This is a genomic window from Arthrobacter sp. MYb214 (assembly GCF_002979865.1).
In the GTDB taxonomy this organism is placed as follows: Bacteria; Actinomycetota; Actinomycetes; order Actinomycetales; family Micrococcaceae; genus Glutamicibacter.
Genome location: NZ_PCPZ01000009.1, coordinates 26,520 through 44,912 on the forward strand (window position 1 = coordinate 26,520; position 18,393 = coordinate 44,912).

Consider the following 18,393-nt stretch of genomic DNA (forward strand, 5'->3'; position numbering starts at 1 on the left):
TAGGGCAGAGCCCACCGGCAATTCCGCGCCGTGGGGCTTGCCGGCAAGGCTGGGCCGTGAAGCGTCATACATTGCCCGTGATGCGCGATGTGCGCGAAACTGGAGTGCATGAGCACCCCGGAGCTGAAACAACGTCCGCATTCTGTCACCTTGCGATTCCTCGCGGCACCGACCGACGTCGATGTCACCGGGATTGTTCCTGCGGGCACCGTTCTGGAATGGGTCGACAAGGCCGCCTACGCTGCGGCGGTGGGATGGTCCTCCAGCTATTGCGTCACCGCCTATGTAGGCAATATCCACTTCGCCGACCCGATCCACTCCGGAGATCTGGTGGAAGTGACCGCTTCGGTGGTGTACACCGGAACCAGCTCCATGCACATCCATACCGAGGTGTCCTTCAGCGATCCGCGCGAATTGCAGCCGGTGAAGTCCAGCAGCTGCCTGGTGATCTTCGTAGCCGTCGGCGAGAATGGGAAGCCAACCCCGGTTCCGGCGTTCACTCCGGGTACGGCCCGGGAAATCGCAATGCGCGAGAATGCGCTGGCGCGCATTGAGATCCGCGAGCAGATCGTCGCGTCCATGAACGATCAGGTATACACCGATGAGGGAACCGCCGAACGCGTGACGCTGCGCTTCCTGGCGGCGCCCACCGATGTGAACTGGGGCGGCAAGGTCCACGGCGGCATCGTGATGAAGTGGATTGACGATGCCGCTGAGCTGTGCGCGGCCCGCTACTGCCAGCAGGAAACCGTTGCGGTGTTCTCCGGCGGCGTGCGTTTCTACCGCCCGCTGCTGATCGGCCACCTGGTGGAGGTCGAGGCCCGACTGGTCTACACCGGGAACAAGGGGATGCACGTTGCGGTGCATGTGCGCTCTGGCGATCCGAAGACCCGGGAAATGCAGCTGACGACCTACTGCCTGACCGTGATGGTGACCCGCGATGAAACCGGCACCGCTGTTCCGGTCAAGCCCTGGGTGCCCGTCACCGGGGAGGACAAGCGGCTGTGGAATCACGCCCGCGACTTGTTGGCCATCCGCGCCAACGCGCCTGGCGGTTACACCCCAATCCATATGGCCAAGGAGAACGCGAAGTGAGTGCAGCAAAGCCCTTCGTCAAAGTGTGCGGCTTGTCCACGGCCCAGGACGTGCAAACCGCTGCGGCCCATGGTGCTGATGCCATCGGGTTCGTGCTCACGCCCAGTGCCCGGGAAATTTCCGCGCAGCGCGCCGCCGCATTGGTGAAGGCGGTTCCCGCAGGCATTGCCACCGTGGCGGTATTCCGCGGCGAAGAGATCCAGACGGTGCTTCAGCTTGCGGCGCAAGCCGGCGTGAGTTGGGTGCAGCTGCACGGGCAGCGCACGGCAAAGGATGTGAGCACCGCCCATGAGGCCGGGTTCAAGGTCATCCGCGCGGTGCGGCGCGATGACCCGGAGGAGCAGTTTGCCGATTGGGGCGAAGATCTGCTGCTCATTGACGCCTCGGTCCCCGGCAGCGGCGAAAGCTGGGATTATGCGGCAGTGAAGGATCTGGCCGCTGGTCGGCGCTGGCTGGTGGCCGGCGGACTGTCCCCGCAGAATGTCGCTGATGCCTTGGCTGCGTCCAGCGCTTTCGGCGCCGATGTCTCCTCCGGCGTCGAATCATCGCGCGGAGTCAAGGATCCCGAAATGATCGCCATGTTCATTGATGCGGCCAAGGCTTCGCCGAATCCCGCACATTGAGTCCCCCCGGCACGGTCCAGCAGGAATTGCGCGAGTGAATTGATTCAGCGGATCCAATTGTGCGGGGCCGGCTTGCGGGTGCTGGGCAGCGCTCCGTCCTGGCGCCACTGGTGCAGCCACTCGGGCAGCACCATGTCTGCTGGCAGTTCCAAGCCGACTGCTGCCAGGATTTCCTCGTTGGAAACCGCACCCTTTTTCGAGGTCATCCGGGTGGCGACATAGGCGCGAGCGTAGATTTCGCCCTTCACGACGATGCGCTGTTCGAAGAAGATGCACTTGTCGTCCATGCCGATCAGCCGGGTTTCCTGGGAGAACTTGGTTCCCAGGCGCACCGACTTGCGGAAGGTGATGGTCTCGGTCTGCACGACCGGAACCCATTTATTCCTGGACATGATGTCCCAGACACCGGAACGGAACATCAAGTCGAAGCGTCCGAGATCGAAGATCGAGAAGTACATGCCGTTGTTGATGTGGCCGGCAAAGTCGATATCGGTCAGCGTGGCACGCATGCCCACTGAGCTGGTGTCGAACATCGACAGCTTGGAAGCCTTCTTGCTGTTCAGGTAAACCATGAGGATTCGGAAAATCATGTGCATACCATCACATTACTGCCTAGTAACCTTTCTGCCTAGCGCATTTCCTCCCGGGTCAACGCCAGGGGTAAGCCTCCAGGCTCATGCCCGGAAAACCGCAGACCGGTAAAGTCGTTTCCAATGCCTGGCCAACGAGATGATCAAGGAACACCATGTACCGACTCCCCGAGCTAGTACACCGGAGGCTCCCGACGCTGCCTCCGGTGGATTGGGAACGTCCGTCTCCGGATAAGAAGAGCTTGCGCCGCGACATTATCGTCGCTTCGGGCTTCCTCCTGCTGGCGCTGGCCATGCACGAACTGCTGCTCTCCCTGACCGAGCAAGAGAACGCGCCCGATCCTCTTCTCGCCTATCTCGTGCTTGTGTCCCTGATCGTGCCGCTGATGTTCCGCCGGCGCTGGCCCATCACCATGATGCTCATCGGTTCGGCTGCCTTCGTGGGCGCCGGAAGCGAAAATACCTACCAAGTCGGCATGGAGCTCTGCGCGCAGCTGGCCTATTTCATCGGCATCTACACCGCGGTCACGTGGTCGAAGAACCGCCGGGGACTGTGGATAGCGATGAGCGTGGTGCTGCTGTTCATGGCCACCTGGGTGATCGTCACCTTCTTCACCTCCGACTTGCTCACGGCCACCGGAACTTCCATGGTCGAGGATCCAGCAGGCGTGCTGCCGACGTCAACGGCCTTCATCTTCTACAACCTGCTGATGAACCTGCTGTACTTCGGCGGCGCGATCTTCCTGGGCATGGTCAGCTGGACCAATGCCTACGCCAGCCAAATAGTGGAAACCCAGGCCCAGCGCATTGCCGACCAGTCCCAGCAGCTGGCAGACCGTGCGGTCAACGAGGAACGGCTGCGCATCGCCCGCGAGCTGCACGATGTCATTGCCCACCACATCGCCTCGGTGGGAATCCAGGCTTCGGCCGCCCGCATGGTGCATGAGCGCGATCCCCAGCAGTCCATCGAACTGATGCGCGGCATCGAGTCCTCGGCACGCAGTGCAGTCAGCGAAACGCGGGCACTGCTGGGCGTATTGCGCGAACATCGCGGACCGGAGGATTCGCCGAGCTCCGCGGAGGGGGCACGGAACCCCGAACCCTCCATGGCGCAGCTCGATGAGCTGATCGCAGCCAATGAACGCCAGGGACTGAGCATCCAGATCTCCCGCGATGAACACCAGCCCGGCTTCATTTCTGACCTGCCGGCAGGCCTGTCGCTCGCGCTCTACCGCATCAGCGGCGAAGCCTTGGCCAATGTCCGTGCGCATTCCACGGCCCGCACAGCTACCTTGTCGCTGCGTTCGGGAACCGATGCCGATGGCGCATGGATAGAAGTCGAGGTCACCGACAGCGGCCGTCCACGGCCGGACTCCGCCGGTGGCGGCTACGGCCTGCGTGGCATTCGCGAACGCGCCAAGCTGCATCATGGGCTAGTGGAAATCGGCCCGCGCATTCCGCACGGCTGGCGTACCCGGGCCCGGTTGCGCGTGGTTTCCGACGCGGCAACTAGACTGGCAACATGAGCAAAATTACCGTGGTGATCTGCGATGACCAGTCGCTGATCCTCTCGTCGCTGAAACTGATCTTGCAAACCGATCCGCAGATCCAGGTCATCGGCACGGCAGGCAACGGCCAAGCGGGCCTGGAAATGGTTCGCGAGCTGAACCCCACGGTGGCGCTGATGGATATCCAAATGCCGCAGATGGACGGCATCGAAGCCACGAAGCTCATCGCCAGCACCACCCAGACCAAAGTCATTGTGCTGACCACCTTCAACCGCGACGACTACCTCTTCGAGGCCATGGATGCCGGGGCCAGCGGGTTCCTGCTGAAGAATGCAGAGCCTGAAATGCTGGTGGCCGCCGTGCACCAGGTGGCCGCCGGCCACGGGCTGCTCTCCCCCGAAGTCACGCTCAAGCTCATCCAGCGTGGCACCGGCGCGGTCCCTGCCGCGGATTCGGCAGCGGCAACTACCGAGGCCCAGCAGCTGGAAAAACTCACCGAACGCGAACGCCAGGTACTCTGCGAACTGGCCCAGGGCAAGAACAACCAGGAAATCGCCGCGGTGCTCTCCTTGTCGGAAGCCACGGTGAAAACCCACCTGTCGAACCTGTTGGCGAAGCTGCACCTGCGCGACCGGGTGCAGGGCGTGCTATTCGCCCACCGCGCCGGACTCATCCAATAGTTTCATTCTCCAGACGGAGCGCAAATGCTGCTTAGTTTCCTAAGCTGATGAGTAGAAACAATACTTGGCAGAGGAAAACATGCTTGAGCTAAACCATGTGTCACGGTCATTTGCACAGAATTTGGTGCTCGATGACATCAGCTTCACCGTACCTGGCGGCGCGCTCACCGGATTCGTCGGTGCCAACGGTGCCGGCAAGACCACCACCATGCGCATCATCATGGGATTGCTCAGCGCCGATTCCGGTTCTGTTTCGCTCAACGGCCAACCACTCAATGGAGCCACCCGCCCCAACTTCGGCTACATGCCCGAGGAACGCGGCCTGTATCCCAAGCAGCCGGTCATAGACCAGCTGGTCTACCTCGGACAGCTCCATGGCCTGTCCCGCTCCGGAGCACGCAAACGGGCCATGGAACTGCTGGCCCGTTTCGGATTGGCTGACCGCGCCAAGTCGAAACTCGAATCCCTGTCCCTGGGCAACCAGCAACGCGTTCAAGTCACCGCAGCACTGCTGCACGAACCCGACGTGCTCATCCTCGACGAACCTTTCAGCGGACTTGACCCGATCGCGGTGGACGCAATGAGCTCCATCCTGCGCGACTATGCAGCGCGTGGCGTACCGGTGCTCTTCTCTTCGCATCAGCTGGATCTGCTCGATGTGCTGGTGGACCACCTGGTGATCATCCAGGACGGCAGGATCCTGGCCAATTCATCGGCAGCCGGGCTCCGTGCGACGCAGGCATCCCGGCACCGGTTGTCCCTGGGCTCCGACACGGGCTGGCTGCGCAATGAACCGGGGGTCACCGTTATCGATATTTCAGGCCATGACGCATTGGTGAATTTCGACTCCGAATCCGATGCCCAACGCGTGCTCGCCACCGCCATGAGCCGCGGGCCCGTCGCAGAGTTCGCAATCCATCGCCCTTCGCTGGCCGACATCTACCGGGAGATCATCAAGTGAACACCACCACGGCTCCATGGCTCATTGTCGCCTTGCGCGAAGTCGAAACCAAGCTGCGCGACAAAGCTTTCATCATCAGCACCATCGTGACCTTGCTATTCATCATCGGATCGGTCGCCCTTACCGGTTTCCTCGCCAATCGCACGTCGAATTTCGCCGTGGCGGCCACCGACGATGCCAGTTTCCGGGTGCTGGAGCAGGTGATCCAGGATCGCCCCGAAGACGTGGAATTGAGCATTTCCAGGCTCGCTCCTGAACAGGCGGAGCAGCAGCTATCCGCTGAGCGGCTGAACGCGACCTTGTCCGGTTCGGCCGATGCGCAGGAATTCACGCTGACCGGTTTCAACGCGGTCGACCAAGAGCTCAGTTCTCTGGTCCGCGAAGCAATGAAAACCGTGAAGACCGATCAGCTGCTGGCCGAGGCCGGACTGGAATCAGCTGGCCTGCCCGATAACGAGGACCTCATTCTCGATCAGCTCCATGGCGATTCCGAACGGGCCGCGATGGCCAGTGCCATGGCGCTGGTCTTCTCATTCCTCTTCTACATGGCCGCATTCCTCTTCGGCATGCCCATCGCCAATTCGGTCATCGAGGAGAAGCAGAACCGCGTGGTCGAGATCCTGGCCAGCACCATCCGGCTGCGCCAGCTGCTGGCAGGAAAAATCATCGGGAATGTCGTTCTCGCAATGATCCAGCTCCTGGCCTTCCTCAGCATTGGCTTGCTGGCTGCCTACATTTCCCCGATCCAGATCCCGTTCCTCGGAGTTGTCACCCAGGTGGCCGGGTGGTTCGTGGTGTTCTTCTTCGGCGGTTTCCTGCTTCTGGCCGGGATCTGGGCAGCGTTGGGCTCCTTGGCTACCCGTACCGAGGATCTGCAGCAATCCAGCGGGCCCGTGGTGGGCCTCCTGATGGCGGTGCTGTTTATCGGGTTGTATGCCAAGGGCAGCTTCCTGGTGGTCGCTTCGTACATTCCCATCGTCTCCTCGGCGGCGATGCCTAGCCGCCTGCTCTCCGGCGAGGTAGCTTTCTGGGAGCCGATTCTTTCGCTTGCAATTCTCCTGGCTGCCTGCTGGCTCGTGCTGCTGTTTGCCGAGAAGATCTACGGCAGGGCAGTGATGCACACCGGTGGCGCGCTGACCTTGCGCAAGGCACTGAAACTCGAGGTCTGAGCCCGCCTGCCAAGAACAGGAAAAGGGATTGCACAGCCAGTTTCATTAGACTTGGCTAAGTGAGCGAAGAAAAACCACTGTTGCATCTGCCGGCCCGCCTGATCATTGTTTGGCTGGTGCTGATCGCCGGCATCACCGGATCCACGCTGCTGTCCACCGCCGACTATGTCACCGGCGGCAGCCTGCTCTCCCTGATCGCGTTATGGGTGATCAGGCTCGTGGCCATCGGCAGCTTCTGGTTGCTCGAAGCGCGCAAGGACACCAAGGTCTTCGCGATGCTGCTGGTCCTGCTGTCGCTGGTCCTGGACATCTTGCTGAAGCTGCCGGTTCTGGACACCGTGGAATATGGCGATTGGTTCCTGGTCTCCGCGCTGGATCTGCAAGGAATGTACACCGGCTACTTCACCGTCTGGGGCCTGCTCCTGCCGGTGCTTTCGCTAGTTGGCTGGTTCGTCCTGCGTCCCCGCAAGCTCGCTGGCTGGATCGTCGGCCTGCTCTCCGCGGTGGGCCTGGGATTTGCGGCCCTGTCCGTGGCTGGTTCGGCCAGCGGATCCGTACTCGCCTTTACCCTGGTGACCTTGGCGCGCTACATTCTTCCGGCGATCCTCTCCGCCACCGCGGATATTCTGGTCGCCAAGTACAAGGTACGCAAGAAGTAAAGAGCATCCGGCATAAAGCAGTGGCCAGCATCCAAATAAATGGATGCTGGCCGCTGCTTTATGCGCTTGCCTGCTAGATCAGCGAATCACTGAGGTGATTCGGGGTGCCGAAGCGGTGAGCGGTGATGGATACCGCCTGCTCATGCAGGAACGGAAGCATCTCCACCCGTCCGGCAGCGGTCACCGGCGATGCGTAGATGGCCACATCCGGCTTGCCATTGGCTGCCTCGGCGACAGCCTTCATCGAGCCGCCGATCAGGCGGATGCGGGCAGCGGACTCCGGACCGGTCTTCGCAGCCAGCTTTGCAGCACGGGCGGCGAAAGCAGCAGCGTCTTCGCGCACCACGGTGACCGAGTTCTCGGCCAACAGGTTGCGCACGCCCAACGGCAGCTGCACGTCAGCGGAGAAGATCACGCGGGAACCAGCGGTGACACCGGCGGCAACTACGCGCAGCGCCTCGGCCAGGCCGTGGCCGCTGGTGGCTTCTTCGAAGCGCACGGTCACATCAACGGCGCGGTACCGGAAGATGTTGCGTTCGGCGACCAGACCCGAGCGGTCTTTGGCCTGGTTGAATTCGTTGTTCCACCACAGCTTGTCGCTGGCCAGTGCCGAGCCCAGCCACTGCGCCTGCTCCGAATCCAGTTCTGCGGTGTTCAGCAGGCGCTCGTCGAATGCCGAGAGCGCTGCGCCCTGCTTGGCTGGGGCATCCACCCAGGAGCCCATGCCGATCAGGTAGTTCGGGCCGCCGGCCTTGGTGCCTGCGCCGATGGCCGACTTCTTCCAGCCGCCAAACGGCTGTCGCTGCACGATGGCACCGGTGATGCCGCGGTTGGCGTAGATGTTGCCGGCCTGGATGTTCTCCAGCCAGTAGCCCATCTCTGCCGAATCCAGCGAATGCAGGCCCGAGGTCAGGCCGTAGTCCACCTCGTTGACGATCTCTACCGCTTCTTCCAGGGTCTGCGCGGTCATCACGCCGAGGATCGGGCCGAAGTATTCGGTCTTGTGGTACTCGCTGCCGCGGGCCACATCGTAGCGCACGCCCGGCGAGTAGAGCTTGCCCGAGTCATCGAGCTGCTTCGGCTCGATGGCCCAACGCTCGCCGGCTCCCAGGGTGGTCAGGCCCCGCTTGAGCTTTTCGCCCGGCTCGCCGATCAATGGGCCCATCTGGGATTCGGGGTTCCACGGGTAGCCGACCTTCAGCGACTTCACCGCATCGATCAGCTGGTTGTTGAAGCGGCGGGATTCAGCCACCGAGCCCACCAGCACCACCAGCGAGGCTGCCGAGCATTTCTGGCCGGCGTGGCCGAAGGCCGACTGCACGACGTCGCGCGCAGCCAGATCCAGGTCGGCGTTCGGGGTGACGATGATGGCATTCTTGCCGGAGGTCTCGGCCAGCAGCGGCAGGTCCTTGCGGAATGAGCGGAACAGTTCCGCGGTCTCGTAGCCGCCGGTGAGGATCAGGCGGTCCACGCGCTCATCGGAGACCAGCTGCTGGCCCAGGGAGCGATCGCCCACGAAGACCAGCTGCAGCACGTCCTTGGGCACGCCGGCATCCCACAGGCACTGCACCATGACAGCGCCCACGCGGGCGGCCTGGCTGGCAGGCTTGATGATCACCGAGGAACCGGCGGCCAGCGCCGAGAGGGTGGAACCAGCTGGGATCGCCATCGGGAAGTTCCATGGCGGGGTGACCACGGTCAGCTTCGACGGGACGAACTTCGCGCCATCCACGGCATCCAGTTCGCGGCCCAGTTCCGCGTAGTAGTGCGCGAAGTCGATGGCCTCGGAAATTTCCACATCGCCCTGGTCAATGGTCTTGCCGCATTCGGAGCCCAGGACCTCGAGCAAGGTGGCGCGGCGCTCCTCGAAGAGCAGGCCGGCACGGTGCAGGATCTGCGCGCGCTGGGCCGAGCCCAGCTGCTGCCAGCCGGCGGCGGCATCCACGCCCATGGCGATGGACTCGTCGAGTTCGCCGGCGCTGTTCAGGGTGTTGTTCTTGACCAGTTCCTTGCCCAGCGGCGATTCCTGCATCTTGGCCAGGATCTCGCGTCCCCAGGCACGGTTCTGGTTCAGGTCCGGGTCGGTATCGGGGGTGTTGAAGAATTCGGTGGAGCCGTCGGCGAAACCGGCCACGCGGGTGCTCAGCGACGGATCCTGGACCTGGCGGTTCTGCACGCGATGCGGGGCAGGGACCACATTGGACATGGCTTCCAGGGATGCGAGGAAGCGGTTCTTCTCGCGTTCGAACAAGGCCTCGTTCTTGGCCAGCTCGAAGACTGCGGACATGAAGTTTTCCTGGCTGGCGCCCTCTTCGAGGCGGCGGATCAGGTAGGCGATGGCCACGTCGAATTCCTGCGGGTGCACCACCGGGGTGTAGAGCAGCAGCGAGCCGACGTCCTTGCGCACCGCTTCGGCCTGGCCGGTGGCCATGCCCAGCAGCATTTCGAATTCGATGCCGTCGGTGGCGTTGCGCGACTTGGCCAGCAGCCAAGCCAGCGCGACATCAAAGAGGTTATGCCCGGCGATGCCGATGCGGATGTTCTTCACGTGTTCCGGACGCAGCGCGTATTCCAGCACGGATTTGTAGCTGGTGTCGGAGTCCTGCTTGGTGTGCCAGGTGGCCAGCGGCCAGCCGTGGATGTCAGCTTCCATGGTTTCCATTGGCAAGTTGGCGCCCTTGACCACGCGGACCTTGATCGGTGCGCCGCCTTCGGCCACGCGGGCCGCGGAGAATTCCTGGAGCTGGATCATCGCGCCCAGGGCATCTGGCAGGTAGGCCTGCAGCACGATGCCGGCGGGCAGGTCCTTGAATTCGGGCTTGGACAGGATCTTGGTGAAGACCGCGATGGTCAGCTCCAGGTCCTTGTACTCTTCCATGTCCAGGTTGATGAATTTCTTCTTCGGGCTGTTGGCAGCCAGCTTATACAGCGGCTGCAGCTTATCCACGATGTGCTCCACGGCTTCATCGAACGCCCAGTGGTTATGCGGGGCGACGGTGGAGGAGACCTTGATCGACACGTAGTCCACGTCATCGCGTTCCAGCAGCTTGGTGGTGCCGTCAAGACGGCGGGCCGCTTCGCCTTCGCCGAGGATGGCTTCGCCGAGCAGGTTGACGTTCAGATCCACGCCCTCGCGCTTGATCTTGGAGATCGCGCCGCCCAGCTTGGCATCCGAGGCGTCAATGATCAGGTGGCCCACCATCTCGCGCAAGACCTTGCGGGCGATCGGAACTACTACCTGCGGCACGACTGGGGCCATGGCGCCGCCTACTGCGACGGCCTTGCGCATGTACCAGGGCAGGAAGCCTGGCACCATGGGAGCCAGCGCCTTGAGGTTGGCGGCTGCGACCTTCAGGTCTTCGGGGCGGATCACGCCATCGACGAAGCCTACGGTGAAGTCCAGGCCCTTGGGGTCCTTGAGCACACCGGCCAGGCGGGCAGCGGCAGCATCTACAGGGTATTCGGAAGCTTCGGTGAGCCAGCGGCGCACCAGCTTGATGACGTCGTCAGCGAGTTCGGCCGGCGAGGTGAGCGGGTTGCCGTCGGCATCTAGTGCGGCTGGCACTACGTGCTGGGTGGAGGTGAAAGACACTGGTGGTCCCTTCGATGCAATTCGTACTTGTGGTTCGGCACCGAACGCTGATGTCGTTATGGCTAATCCGGCGGCCTGCTGTTGCCAGAGAACCGCCAAGAAAAGCTGTGTGCAAGATCGAGTATGAACCTATATTGTCTTAAGCAAAAGTGAACAAAACCGAAGATGTTCGTTCGGTTTTGCCGAAGTGTCTAGACTCCGAGAGTCCCCACTAGCTGAATGGCCGGAAATCCATGCTTGAACTGAGAAGATTGCGCTTGCTTCGCGAATTGCATATCCGCGGAACCATTGCCGAGGTGGCCGATGCACTGAGCTACTCCCCCTCCTCCGTATCGCAGCAACTGAGCCAGCTGGAATCCGAAACCGGAGTGGAGCTGCTGCGGCGCACCGGGCGCACCCTCAAGCTCACCCCTCAGGCCCAGATCCTGGTGGCCCATACCGAAGAACTGCTCGATTCCATGGAACGCGCCGAAGCGGATTTGTCCGCGGCCATGTCCACGGTGTCCGGAACCGTCCGGCTAGCGGTTTTCCAGACGGCCATGCTCCGCCTCATGCCACCGGTACTGCGCGAGCTGCGCACCAAGCACCCCAATCTGCGGGTGGAAATGAGCCAGCAGGAACCAGCCGACGCGCTGAATGAAACCAGCAGCCGAAGTTTCGATTTGGTGGTCGCGGAGCAGTACTCGGGACATTCCGCGCCGCACTACGACAACCTCGATCGGCGTGTTCTGACTCACGATCCGATCCGCCTGGCCCTGCCGGCACGAGGCGCGGCCGGAAATGCAGAATTCGACCGGGTGCACACCTTGGAGCATGCCAACTCCCTGCCCTGGGTGGTGGAACCCGCGGGTGCCGCCAGCCGGCACTGGGCCCTGCAGGCTTGCCGGCTTGCAGGGTTCGAGCCGGACCTGCGCTACGAAACCGCTGATTTGCAGGCTCACGTGCAGTTAGTCGCTTCGGGCAACGCCGTGGCGATGCTCCCAGAGCTGGTCCTGCGCGACCAGCGCAGCAGCCTGCGCACGGTGGATCTTCCCGGCTCTCCGGAGCGCACCATCTTCACCGCCATGCGGCATTCCTCCACCCAGTCCCCGGCCATCCGCGCGGTGCGCAAATCGCTGCACGCGCAGCCCGGAATGAGTGATGCAAGCAACTCCGCGATTTTGGCTACCCCTGCAGACTTCGATACGGTCGACTAGATAACAGAATGATCACAGACCAAATGGCACCCGGCGACAAACCGGAGAATTAGTGCCATAGTGGTGACTCGCACCACAGAAATCCGCGCCTATGGCGGCTGAGAAAAGCCCCAGGCACAAACGGTAATGAGGAAAAATGTCCGACCAGACTTTCCAGATGATTGCGATCGCAATTTACATGGCCGCCATGCTTGGCATCGGCTATATTGCATATCGCCGCACCAACAACATTGACGACTACATGCTGGCCGACCGCGGCCTGAAGCCGTGGGTCGCAGCCCTTTCCGCAGGCGCATCCGACATGTCCGGCTGGCTGCTCATGGGCCTGCCCGGCGCCATCTACCTCGGCGGCCTGCACGAAGCATGGATCGGCATCGGCCTGCTCATCGGCGCGTGGCTGAACTGGAAGTTCGTCGCTCCGCGGCTGCGTTCCTACACCGCGATCTCGCAGAACGCCATCACCATCCCGAGCTTCTTCGAAAAGCGCCTGAAGGACAACAGCCACCTGCTGCGCATCGGCGCATCGGTGATCATCCTGGTGTTCTTCACCTTCTACGTATCCTCCGGAATGGTGGCTGCAGGCAAGTTCTTCGAGGCTTCCTTCGGCTGGCAGTACCTTGCGGGCATGTTCTTCGTGGCAGGAATCACCCTGCTCTACACCCTGTTCGGCGGCTTCCTCGGGGCGTCCCTGACCGACATGGTCCAGGGCTTGCTGATGTTCGCCGCGCTGATTGCCGTGCCAATTGTGGCAGTCATCCAGATCGGCAGCATCGGGGACATCACCTCGAAGGTCACCGAAGTCAATCCCGAAGCGTTCAACCTGTTCTCCTCCTTCAGCGACAACAGCGCGATCCTGGCCGCCGTGGCCATCTTCTCCACCGCAGCGTGGGGCCTGGGCTACTTCGGCCAGCCGCACATCATCGTGCGCTTCATGGCGCTGCGCACCCCGGGCGAAGCGAAGACCGCACGGCGCATCGGCATTGGCTGGATGTTCCTGACCACCCTGGGCGCCATCGCCACCGCGTTCATCGGCGTCGCGTACTTCGCCGATCAGCCGCTGGACAAGGCCAGCAGCGAAACTGTCTTCCTGCTGCTGAGCCAGATCTTCTTCCACCCGCTGATCGCCGGACTGGTGCTCGCCGCTGTGCTGGCGGCCATCATGTCCACCATGTCCTCGCAGCTGATCGTCTGCTCCTCGGCACTGGTGGAGGACCTGTACAACATCACCGGCCGCAAGGCTTCGCCCAAGGCCCTGGTCATGCTGGGCCGCTCCGGCGTACTGCTGGTGGCCGTCGTCGCCGCCCTGCTGGCGCTGAACCCGAACTCCTCCATCCTTGAGCTGGTCTCCTTCGCGTGGGCGGGCTTCGGTGCCGCCTTCGGCCCGGTTGTCCTGCTGGCCCTGTACTGGCGCAAGCTGACCGCCGTGGGCGGTTTCGCCGGCATGGTCACCGGCGCCGTCGTGGTGTTCATCTGGGGCAACGTGGACGTGCTGGCCTCGGCCATGTACGAGATCGTCCCGGGCTTCCTCGCCGCACTGGTTGTCGCATGGCTGGTTTCCCGGGCAACCTACCGCCCGAACCCGACCATCGATGGCGAGTTCACCGAAATGGAACAGGAAGTCGGCGCCAAGGTTACTGCCTAGCCAACGCCCCGATCCGAAGCTCCCTTGGTCCGCATGGACCAAGGGAGCTTTTCCCGTTCCAGGACCCTGGTGTAACAGTTCAGGCAGGCTTCGATGTCTATCCTGCCGAAGTGCACCGGGCACAGTAGCCTAGAGCTATGCCCGAGAAACCGAGCTGGAAGGAACTATTCCAAGATGAGCACCACGAGTAAATTCACGCACTGGCAGCGCACCGAGTCGCAGTTCCTGGCCGCTGGCCCGCAGGCCGTCTACTCGATCGTGGGCAACCTGTCGCAGACCGGCCAGTGGATGAAGAGCTTCGACGGCTTCATCGTGCATGACGACCAGCGCGGCGTGGGCACCAAGGTGGATCTGTTGCCGCCGGGCAAGTTCTTCGGCCCGTTGCACCGCAGCACCGCGCCTTCGGGCTCCATCACCCGGCGCAACCAGGACACCCTCATGGTGGAGTTCACCCAACCGCAGCCGGCCGGTGAAATGGTCTTGCGCTGGCAGGTAGAGCCCCATGAGCACGGATCCGTGCTGCACTTCACCGCTGAGCTCAACGGCCCGGGCACCACCGCTTTCAAATTCACCGTGGCCAACGCCCTGTGCAAGGACTTCGCCATCGCGGCGGCCCGCCTGTACCGGATCATCGCCCCGGGTGCGCACCGCAAGCGCGATGCCCATGTGGTGATCTCCGGCGGTCGCGGATTCCTTGGCCGCAACCTCGTCGCCGATCTGGTCTGCCGCGGCATTTCCGTATCGGTGCTGACCCGCAACCCGGAAAATGATTTCCCTGCCGAGCAGTACAGCTGGGATGGCGTGCACCAGGGGCCCTGGGCCCGCGCGCTGTCCAGCAAGAATCCGGTGCACCTGGTCAATCTGGCTGGCGAGCGCGTCGATAAGCGCAACACCCCGGAGAACATCGCAGCGCTCACCGACTCGCGCGTGGCCTCCACCAAGACCCTGGCCGAAGCCGCAGCCTCGGCGCCCCAGCTGGCCACCTGGATCCAGGCCAGCACCACCGCCATCTTCGGTGACGCCGGCGAGGAAGAGCTGACCGAGTCCAGCCCCGTTCCCAGCGACCAGCGCGCCCTGCCGGAAATGACCGGGGTCGCTTCGGCATGGGAGCAGGCCTTCGCCGAGGCCGCGGTCAACGCCGAGCAGCGCTATCTCTTGCGCACCTCGCTGGTGATGCACCCCGACGCTCCCCTGCTTGGCCCGCTGAACCTGCTGGTGAATACCGGCATGGGCGGTCCGCTGGGAGACGGCAAGCAGTGGTTCAGCTGGATCGGGCTGGAAGACTGGCTGCGCTTGATCCGCTGCCTGCTCGGCTTCGAAGAGCCTTCCATCCCTGCCGGCCTGGTGCATGCCGCCAGCCCGAAACCGCTGCGCAATGCCGAGGTCATGGCCGCCTTGCGATCCATCGCTGGGCTGCCTGGCCTGCCCACCGGGTCGGTGCTGCCCAAGATCGGCGCCGCGGTCATGGGATCCAATGCCCGGGTCGCGTTGACCGGCCGCAAGGTCACCAGCGAAGTCTTGCAGCAGGCCGGATTCGAATTCCAGCAGCTGGATTTCGCATCGACGGTGTCTGGCTAGCAGCCGCCAGTTACCGCAATAAGGAGTAACCTTTACCTAGCTTTGAGCCCGAACCTGCCGTTGCATGCCAAGTCACAGGCCGCATCGGCGGGGGCGGGCTCAATGTTCACCACGCGTTAAGCAGAACGTGTGCCGGTGCTTACGATGAGCGCTGAGCATGAAACTGTCACGCATTGTGCCGTGCAACCGCCCTTCTTCGGACAGTTTCAAAGGACATCTCCACATCATGGCCAACATTCTTGAAGCCCACGCCCCGGCTTCTCGCCACCGCATACCCAAACCCAGCGATCTGGACAAGCTGCGCCACAAGGCGCGCGTTGTTACCGATCAGCTCAGCGCCAACGTCGCCGTCGACGCGGCCTACAACGAGTCCGAACCCGAGAATCTCCCGGCCAAGGTCCTGCGCATGGACCGCAAGCTGAAGAACATGAGCGAAGTTCGCCATTTCTTCCGCACCAATACCACTCCGATCTTCTTCCTCGGCGCCACCCCGGTCAATCTGCTGGGCCTTGACCGATGGGTCCGCAAATTCAGCTACATCACCTACTACGACGGCTGGGACGGCCACCACCCGCGGGTCTTCACCCCCGCCGAGAAGCCCTATGTCGATTTCCAGAGCGCCGAAGAGATCAACAACTGGCTGCTGGAGAACTCCGAGGTCCGCGAATACATCGATTCCCAGTGCACCCCGGGCGGTCCCCGGCCGAAGATCGCGATGGTCTTCTTCGACGAGGAAACCGAATCAATCTGCGAGGAACTGGGCTACGACCTGATCCTGCCCTCGGCCGCCTTGCGCACCGAACTGGACTCGAAGATCGTTACCACCGAGCTGGGCAATGCCGCCGGCGCACCATCGGTGCCCAACGTGCTGGGCACCGCCAATAACTACGACGAGCTCATGGAACTGGCCGAGGAAGCCGGCCTGGGCAAGGACCTGGTGGTCCAGACCCCCTACGGGGATTCGGGCAAGACGACCTTCTTCATCGACTCGAAGGCGCAGTTCAAGGCGCATGCCAAGAACATCATCGGCGAACAGCTCAAGATCATGAAGCGCATCAACAACCAGCCGGTAGCCGTTGAGGCAGTGCTGACCGAATGCGGCACGGTGGTGGGGCCGATCCTGACCGAACTGGCCGGCTACAAGGAACTGACTCCGTACAAGGGCGGCTGGTGCGGCAATGAGATGCACCCGGATGTGGTCACCGACTCGCAGCGCTCGCGCGCCATCGATCTGGTCCGCAAGGTGGGCAACGGTCTGAAGGACACCGGCTACCGCGGCTTCTTCGAGGTGGACGTGCTGGTGGACACCGACACCGACGAGGTGTACCTGGGCGAACTGAACCCGCGCATCTCCGGGGCCAGCGCCATCACCAACGTCACCGCCGGAGCCTATGCCGACGTGCCGCTGTTCCTCTTCCACCTGCTTGAATTCCTTGATGTGGAATTCGAGCTGGACGTTGACGAGATCAATGCTCGCTGGGAAGAGATGAGCGGGGCTGATGTCTGGAGCCACATGATCATCAAGGAAACCGATGACATCCTGCAGTACATCACCCATGCCCCACGCACCGGAAACTATTACCTCGACTCGCGCGGCAAGCTGCAATTTTCCCGTTCCGCATTGGACTGGCACCAGCTACAGACCCACAAGGAAGCATTCTTCCTGCGCATCTACGGCGTAGAGGATTACCGATGGAAGGGAGCCGATCTTGGGGTCCTGGTCACCAAGGCCAAGCTGCAGTACGAAGGCAAGAAGAAAACCAAGCTCAGCATCGATGCCAAGCACTTCATCTCCTGCATCCGATCCCAATACAAGGGAATTGACGTTCCGCCATCAGAGCATGGCAACTGAAGCGACTGATGCCACCGGGCACATGGCGGCCAACTTGGCAGGTCCTCCCAGCAAGGCGCTGAACATCGCCACCTGGCAGTACCCGCAGAACATCAAGCGCTCATTCCAGAACATCGCCAGGATCCATCCCACCGTGAAGGTCTCGCGCGGCGATGGCCCGATCGTCAGGCTGCACCTGGCCGAGGAGAAGCTGGGCAAACTGGAAGTGGCCAAGGCGAGCATTACCGACCCGGCGCTGACCGTGCGCGGGGTAATGCACGCGACCAATACCGACGCCGTGCTGGTCATGCACAATGGACGGATCCTCTGGGAGAAGTACTACAACACCATGACCTCGCTGACCGATCATCTGCTGATGTCGGTCAGCAAGACCCTGGTGGGTTCCCTGGCCGGGGCGCTGGTGGACGCCGGAATGCTTGATACCCAGCAGGCGGTAGCCACCTACGTGCCGGCGTTGGAACGCAGCGGCTATGCCGGCGCCCGGGTGCGCGACCTGCTGGATATGCGCTCCGGGATCAAATTCTCCGAAGAGTATCTGGATCCCAATGCCGAGGTGCGCCAGCTGGAGGAAGCCATCGGCTGGGCCCCGTCGCGTGGCGGCATCGGGCCTATCGGGATGTACGAGTTCTTGCTGACCCTGCAGGCCAAGGGACCGCACGGCGGGGTCTTCGAATACCGTTCCTGCGAGACCGACGCCCTGGGCTGGGTGCTGGAAGCCGCCGGCGGCGCCCCGCTGCAGGAACTGCTTTCGGACTATGTCTGGTCCAAGCTCGGTGCCCAGCAGGATCTGGTGATGGGCGTTGACCAATTCGGCACCGGAATGTTCGACGGCGGATTCAACGCCTGCCTGCGCGATTTGGCGCGTTTCGGCCATCTCTATGTCAATGGCGGGCGTGCGCTGACCGGCAAGCAGGTTCTCTCCGAGGCATGGATCGCCGACACCTTCGCCACCGATCCCGCACTGGTCCAGGCGTTCGCCCAGTCCCCGGGCGACAACATGATGCCCGGCGGGCACTACCGGAACCAGATCTGGTTCCCGAACCCTGCCACCGGGGCCGCGGTGGCCCTGGGCATCCATGGCCAGATGATCTATATGGATCCGGCGACCAAGCTGGTCGCGGTCAAGCTTTCCAGCTGGCCGCTGCCGCAGGATGCTTCCAAGCTGTTCCCGACCATTCGTGCGTTCGAGGCGATCTCGGCGCATCTGGCCGGACGGAAAATACAGCCTTAGGGCTGCTTACGATTCAG

At 62.6% G+C, this 18,393-nt stretch carries 14 protein-coding genes; 12 read left to right on the plus strand and 2 right to left on the minus strand.

From position 1 onward, the window contains the following. Nucleotides 1–108: 108 nt before the first annotated feature. On the plus strand, nt 109–1,095 hold the full coding sequence (locus CQ012_RS16585; RefSeq protein ID WP_105658867.1) for an acyl-CoA thioesterase: 987 nt from the start codon (nt 109–111) through the stop codon (nt 1,093–1,095). Then, on the plus strand, nt 1,092–1,718 hold the full coding sequence (locus tag CQ012_RS16590) for a phosphoribosylanthranilate isomerase (protein ID WP_105658868.1): 627 nt from the start codon (nt 1,092–1,094) through the stop codon (nt 1,716–1,718). The genes CQ012_RS16585 and CQ012_RS16590 overlap by 4 nt, the downstream gene beginning before the upstream one ends. Nucleotides 1,719–1,762: 44 nt before the next feature. Here CQ012_RS16590 and CQ012_RS16595 read toward each other — a convergent pair whose 3' ends face one another. After that, nucleotides 1,763–2,314 (minus strand): acyl-CoA thioesterase, encoded by a 552-nt coding sequence (locus CQ012_RS16595; RefSeq protein WP_105658869.1) that lies wholly within the window; start codon nt 2,312–2,314, stop codon nt 1,763–1,765. A 200-nt stretch (nt 2,315–2,514) separates the two neighbouring features. Between CQ012_RS16595 and CQ012_RS16600 the strand changes: the two genes are divergently transcribed. The 5 genes from CQ012_RS16600 to CQ012_RS16620 all read left to right on the plus strand — a co-directional run bounded on the left by CQ012_RS16600 (nt 2,515) and on the right by CQ012_RS16620 (nt 7,285). Then, nucleotides 2,515–3,834, plus strand: coding sequence for a sensor histidine kinase (locus CQ012_RS16600; RefSeq protein WP_181148947.1), 1,320 nt, complete (start codon nt 2,515–2,517; stop codon nt 3,832–3,834). Further along, nucleotides 3,831–4,496 carry a response regulator gene (locus CQ012_RS16605; RefSeq protein ID WP_105658871.1) on the plus strand — a complete coding sequence of 222 codons (666 nt, stop codon included), beginning with the start codon at nt 3,831–3,833 and terminating at the stop codon, nt 4,494–4,496. The genes CQ012_RS16600 and CQ012_RS16605 overlap by 4 nt, the downstream gene beginning before the upstream one ends. 79 nt (nt 4,497–4,575) lie before the next feature. Then, nucleotides 4,576–5,457, plus strand: coding sequence for an ABC transporter ATP-binding protein (locus tag CQ012_RS16610; protein WP_105658872.1), 882 nt, complete (start codon nt 4,576–4,578; stop codon nt 5,455–5,457). Then, complete coding sequence (locus CQ012_RS16615) at nt 5,454–6,626, plus strand: ABC transporter permease (RefSeq protein ID WP_105658873.1); 1,173 nt, start codon at nt 5,454–5,456, stop codon at nt 6,624–6,626. The genes CQ012_RS16610 and CQ012_RS16615 overlap by 4 nt, the downstream gene beginning before the upstream one ends. A gap of 59 nt (nt 6,627–6,685) precedes the next feature. After that, nucleotides 6,686–7,285 (plus strand): hypothetical protein, encoded by a 600-nt coding sequence (locus CQ012_RS16620; RefSeq protein WP_146112339.1) that lies wholly within the window; start codon nt 6,686–6,688, stop codon nt 7,283–7,285. Nucleotides 7,286–7,358: 73 nt separating this feature from the next. Here the strand turns inward: CQ012_RS16620 and CQ012_RS16625 are convergent, their stop codons facing one another. Next, nucleotides 7,359–10,877, minus strand: coding sequence for a proline dehydrogenase family protein (locus CQ012_RS16625; protein WP_105658875.1), 3,519 nt, complete (start codon nt 10,875–10,877; stop codon nt 7,359–7,361). 233 nt (nt 10,878–11,110) lie between these two features. Between CQ012_RS16625 and CQ012_RS16630 the strand changes: the two genes are divergently transcribed. The 5 genes from CQ012_RS16630 to CQ012_RS16650 all read left to right on the plus strand — a co-directional run bounded on the left by CQ012_RS16630 (nt 11,111) and on the right by CQ012_RS16650 (nt 18,376). Further along, a complete protein-coding gene (locus CQ012_RS16630; protein ID WP_105658876.1) occupies nt 11,111–12,073 on the plus strand; it encodes a LysR family transcriptional regulator in 963 nt (320 codons plus the stop codon). Nucleotides 12,074–12,209: 136 nt separating this feature from the next. Then, entirely contained in the window at nt 12,210–13,715 is a 1,506-nt protein-coding gene (putP, locus tag CQ012_RS16635; RefSeq protein ID WP_105658877.1) for a sodium/proline symporter PutP, read from the plus strand. 174 nt (nt 13,716–13,889) lie between these two features. Further along, nucleotides 13,890–15,293, plus strand: a complete 1,404-nt coding sequence (locus CQ012_RS16640; protein WP_286134710.1) for an NAD-dependent epimerase/dehydratase family protein — start codon at nt 13,890–13,892, stop codon at nt 15,291–15,293. Between the two features lie 226 nt (nt 15,294–15,519). After that, nucleotides 15,520–17,145 (plus strand): biotin carboxylase, encoded by a 1,626-nt coding sequence (locus CQ012_RS16645; protein WP_105662682.1) that lies wholly within the window; start codon nt 15,520–15,522, stop codon nt 17,143–17,145. Then, nucleotides 17,135–18,376: a serine hydrolase domain-containing protein gene (locus tag CQ012_RS16650; RefSeq protein WP_105662683.1), complete on the plus strand. Its 1,242-nt coding sequence runs from the start codon at nt 17,135–17,137 to the stop codon at nt 18,374–18,376. Before CQ012_RS16645 ends, CQ012_RS16650 begins: the two co-directional genes overlap by 11 nt. The last annotated feature ends 17 nt before the right edge of the window (nt 18,377–18,393 follow it).

Coding starts and splice junctions, on each gene's coding strand:
- CQ012_RS16585 (WP_105658867.1), top strand. CDS start 109: ATGAGCACCCCGGAGCTGAAACAACGTCCGCATTCTGTCACCTTGCGA.
- CQ012_RS16595 (WP_105658869.1), bottom strand. CDS start 2,314: ATGCACATGATTTTCCGAATCCTCATGGTTTACCTGAACAGCAAGAAG.
- CQ012_RS16605 (WP_105658871.1), top strand. CDS start 3,831: ATGAGCAAAATTACCGTGGTGATCTGCGATGACCAGTCGCTGATCCTC.
- CQ012_RS16610 (WP_105658872.1), top strand. CDS start 4,576: ATGCTTGAGCTAAACCATGTGTCACGGTCATTTGCACAGAATTTGGTG.
- CQ012_RS16630 (WP_105658876.1), top strand. CDS start 11,111: ATGCTTGAACTGAGAAGATTGCGCTTGCTTCGCGAATTGCATATCCGC.
- putP (WP_105658877.1), top strand. CDS start 12,210: ATGTCCGACCAGACTTTCCAGATGATTGCGATCGCAATTTACATGGCC.
- CQ012_RS16640 (WP_286134710.1), top strand. CDS start 13,890: ATGAGCACCACGAGTAAATTCACGCACTGGCAGCGCACCGAGTCGCAG.
- CQ012_RS16645 (WP_105662682.1), top strand. CDS start 15,520: ATGGCCAACATTCTTGAAGCCCACGCCCCGGCTTCTCGCCACCGCATA.
- CQ012_RS16650 (WP_105662683.1), top strand. CDS start 17,135: ATGGCAACTGAAGCGACTGATGCCACCGGGCACATGGCGGCCAACTTG.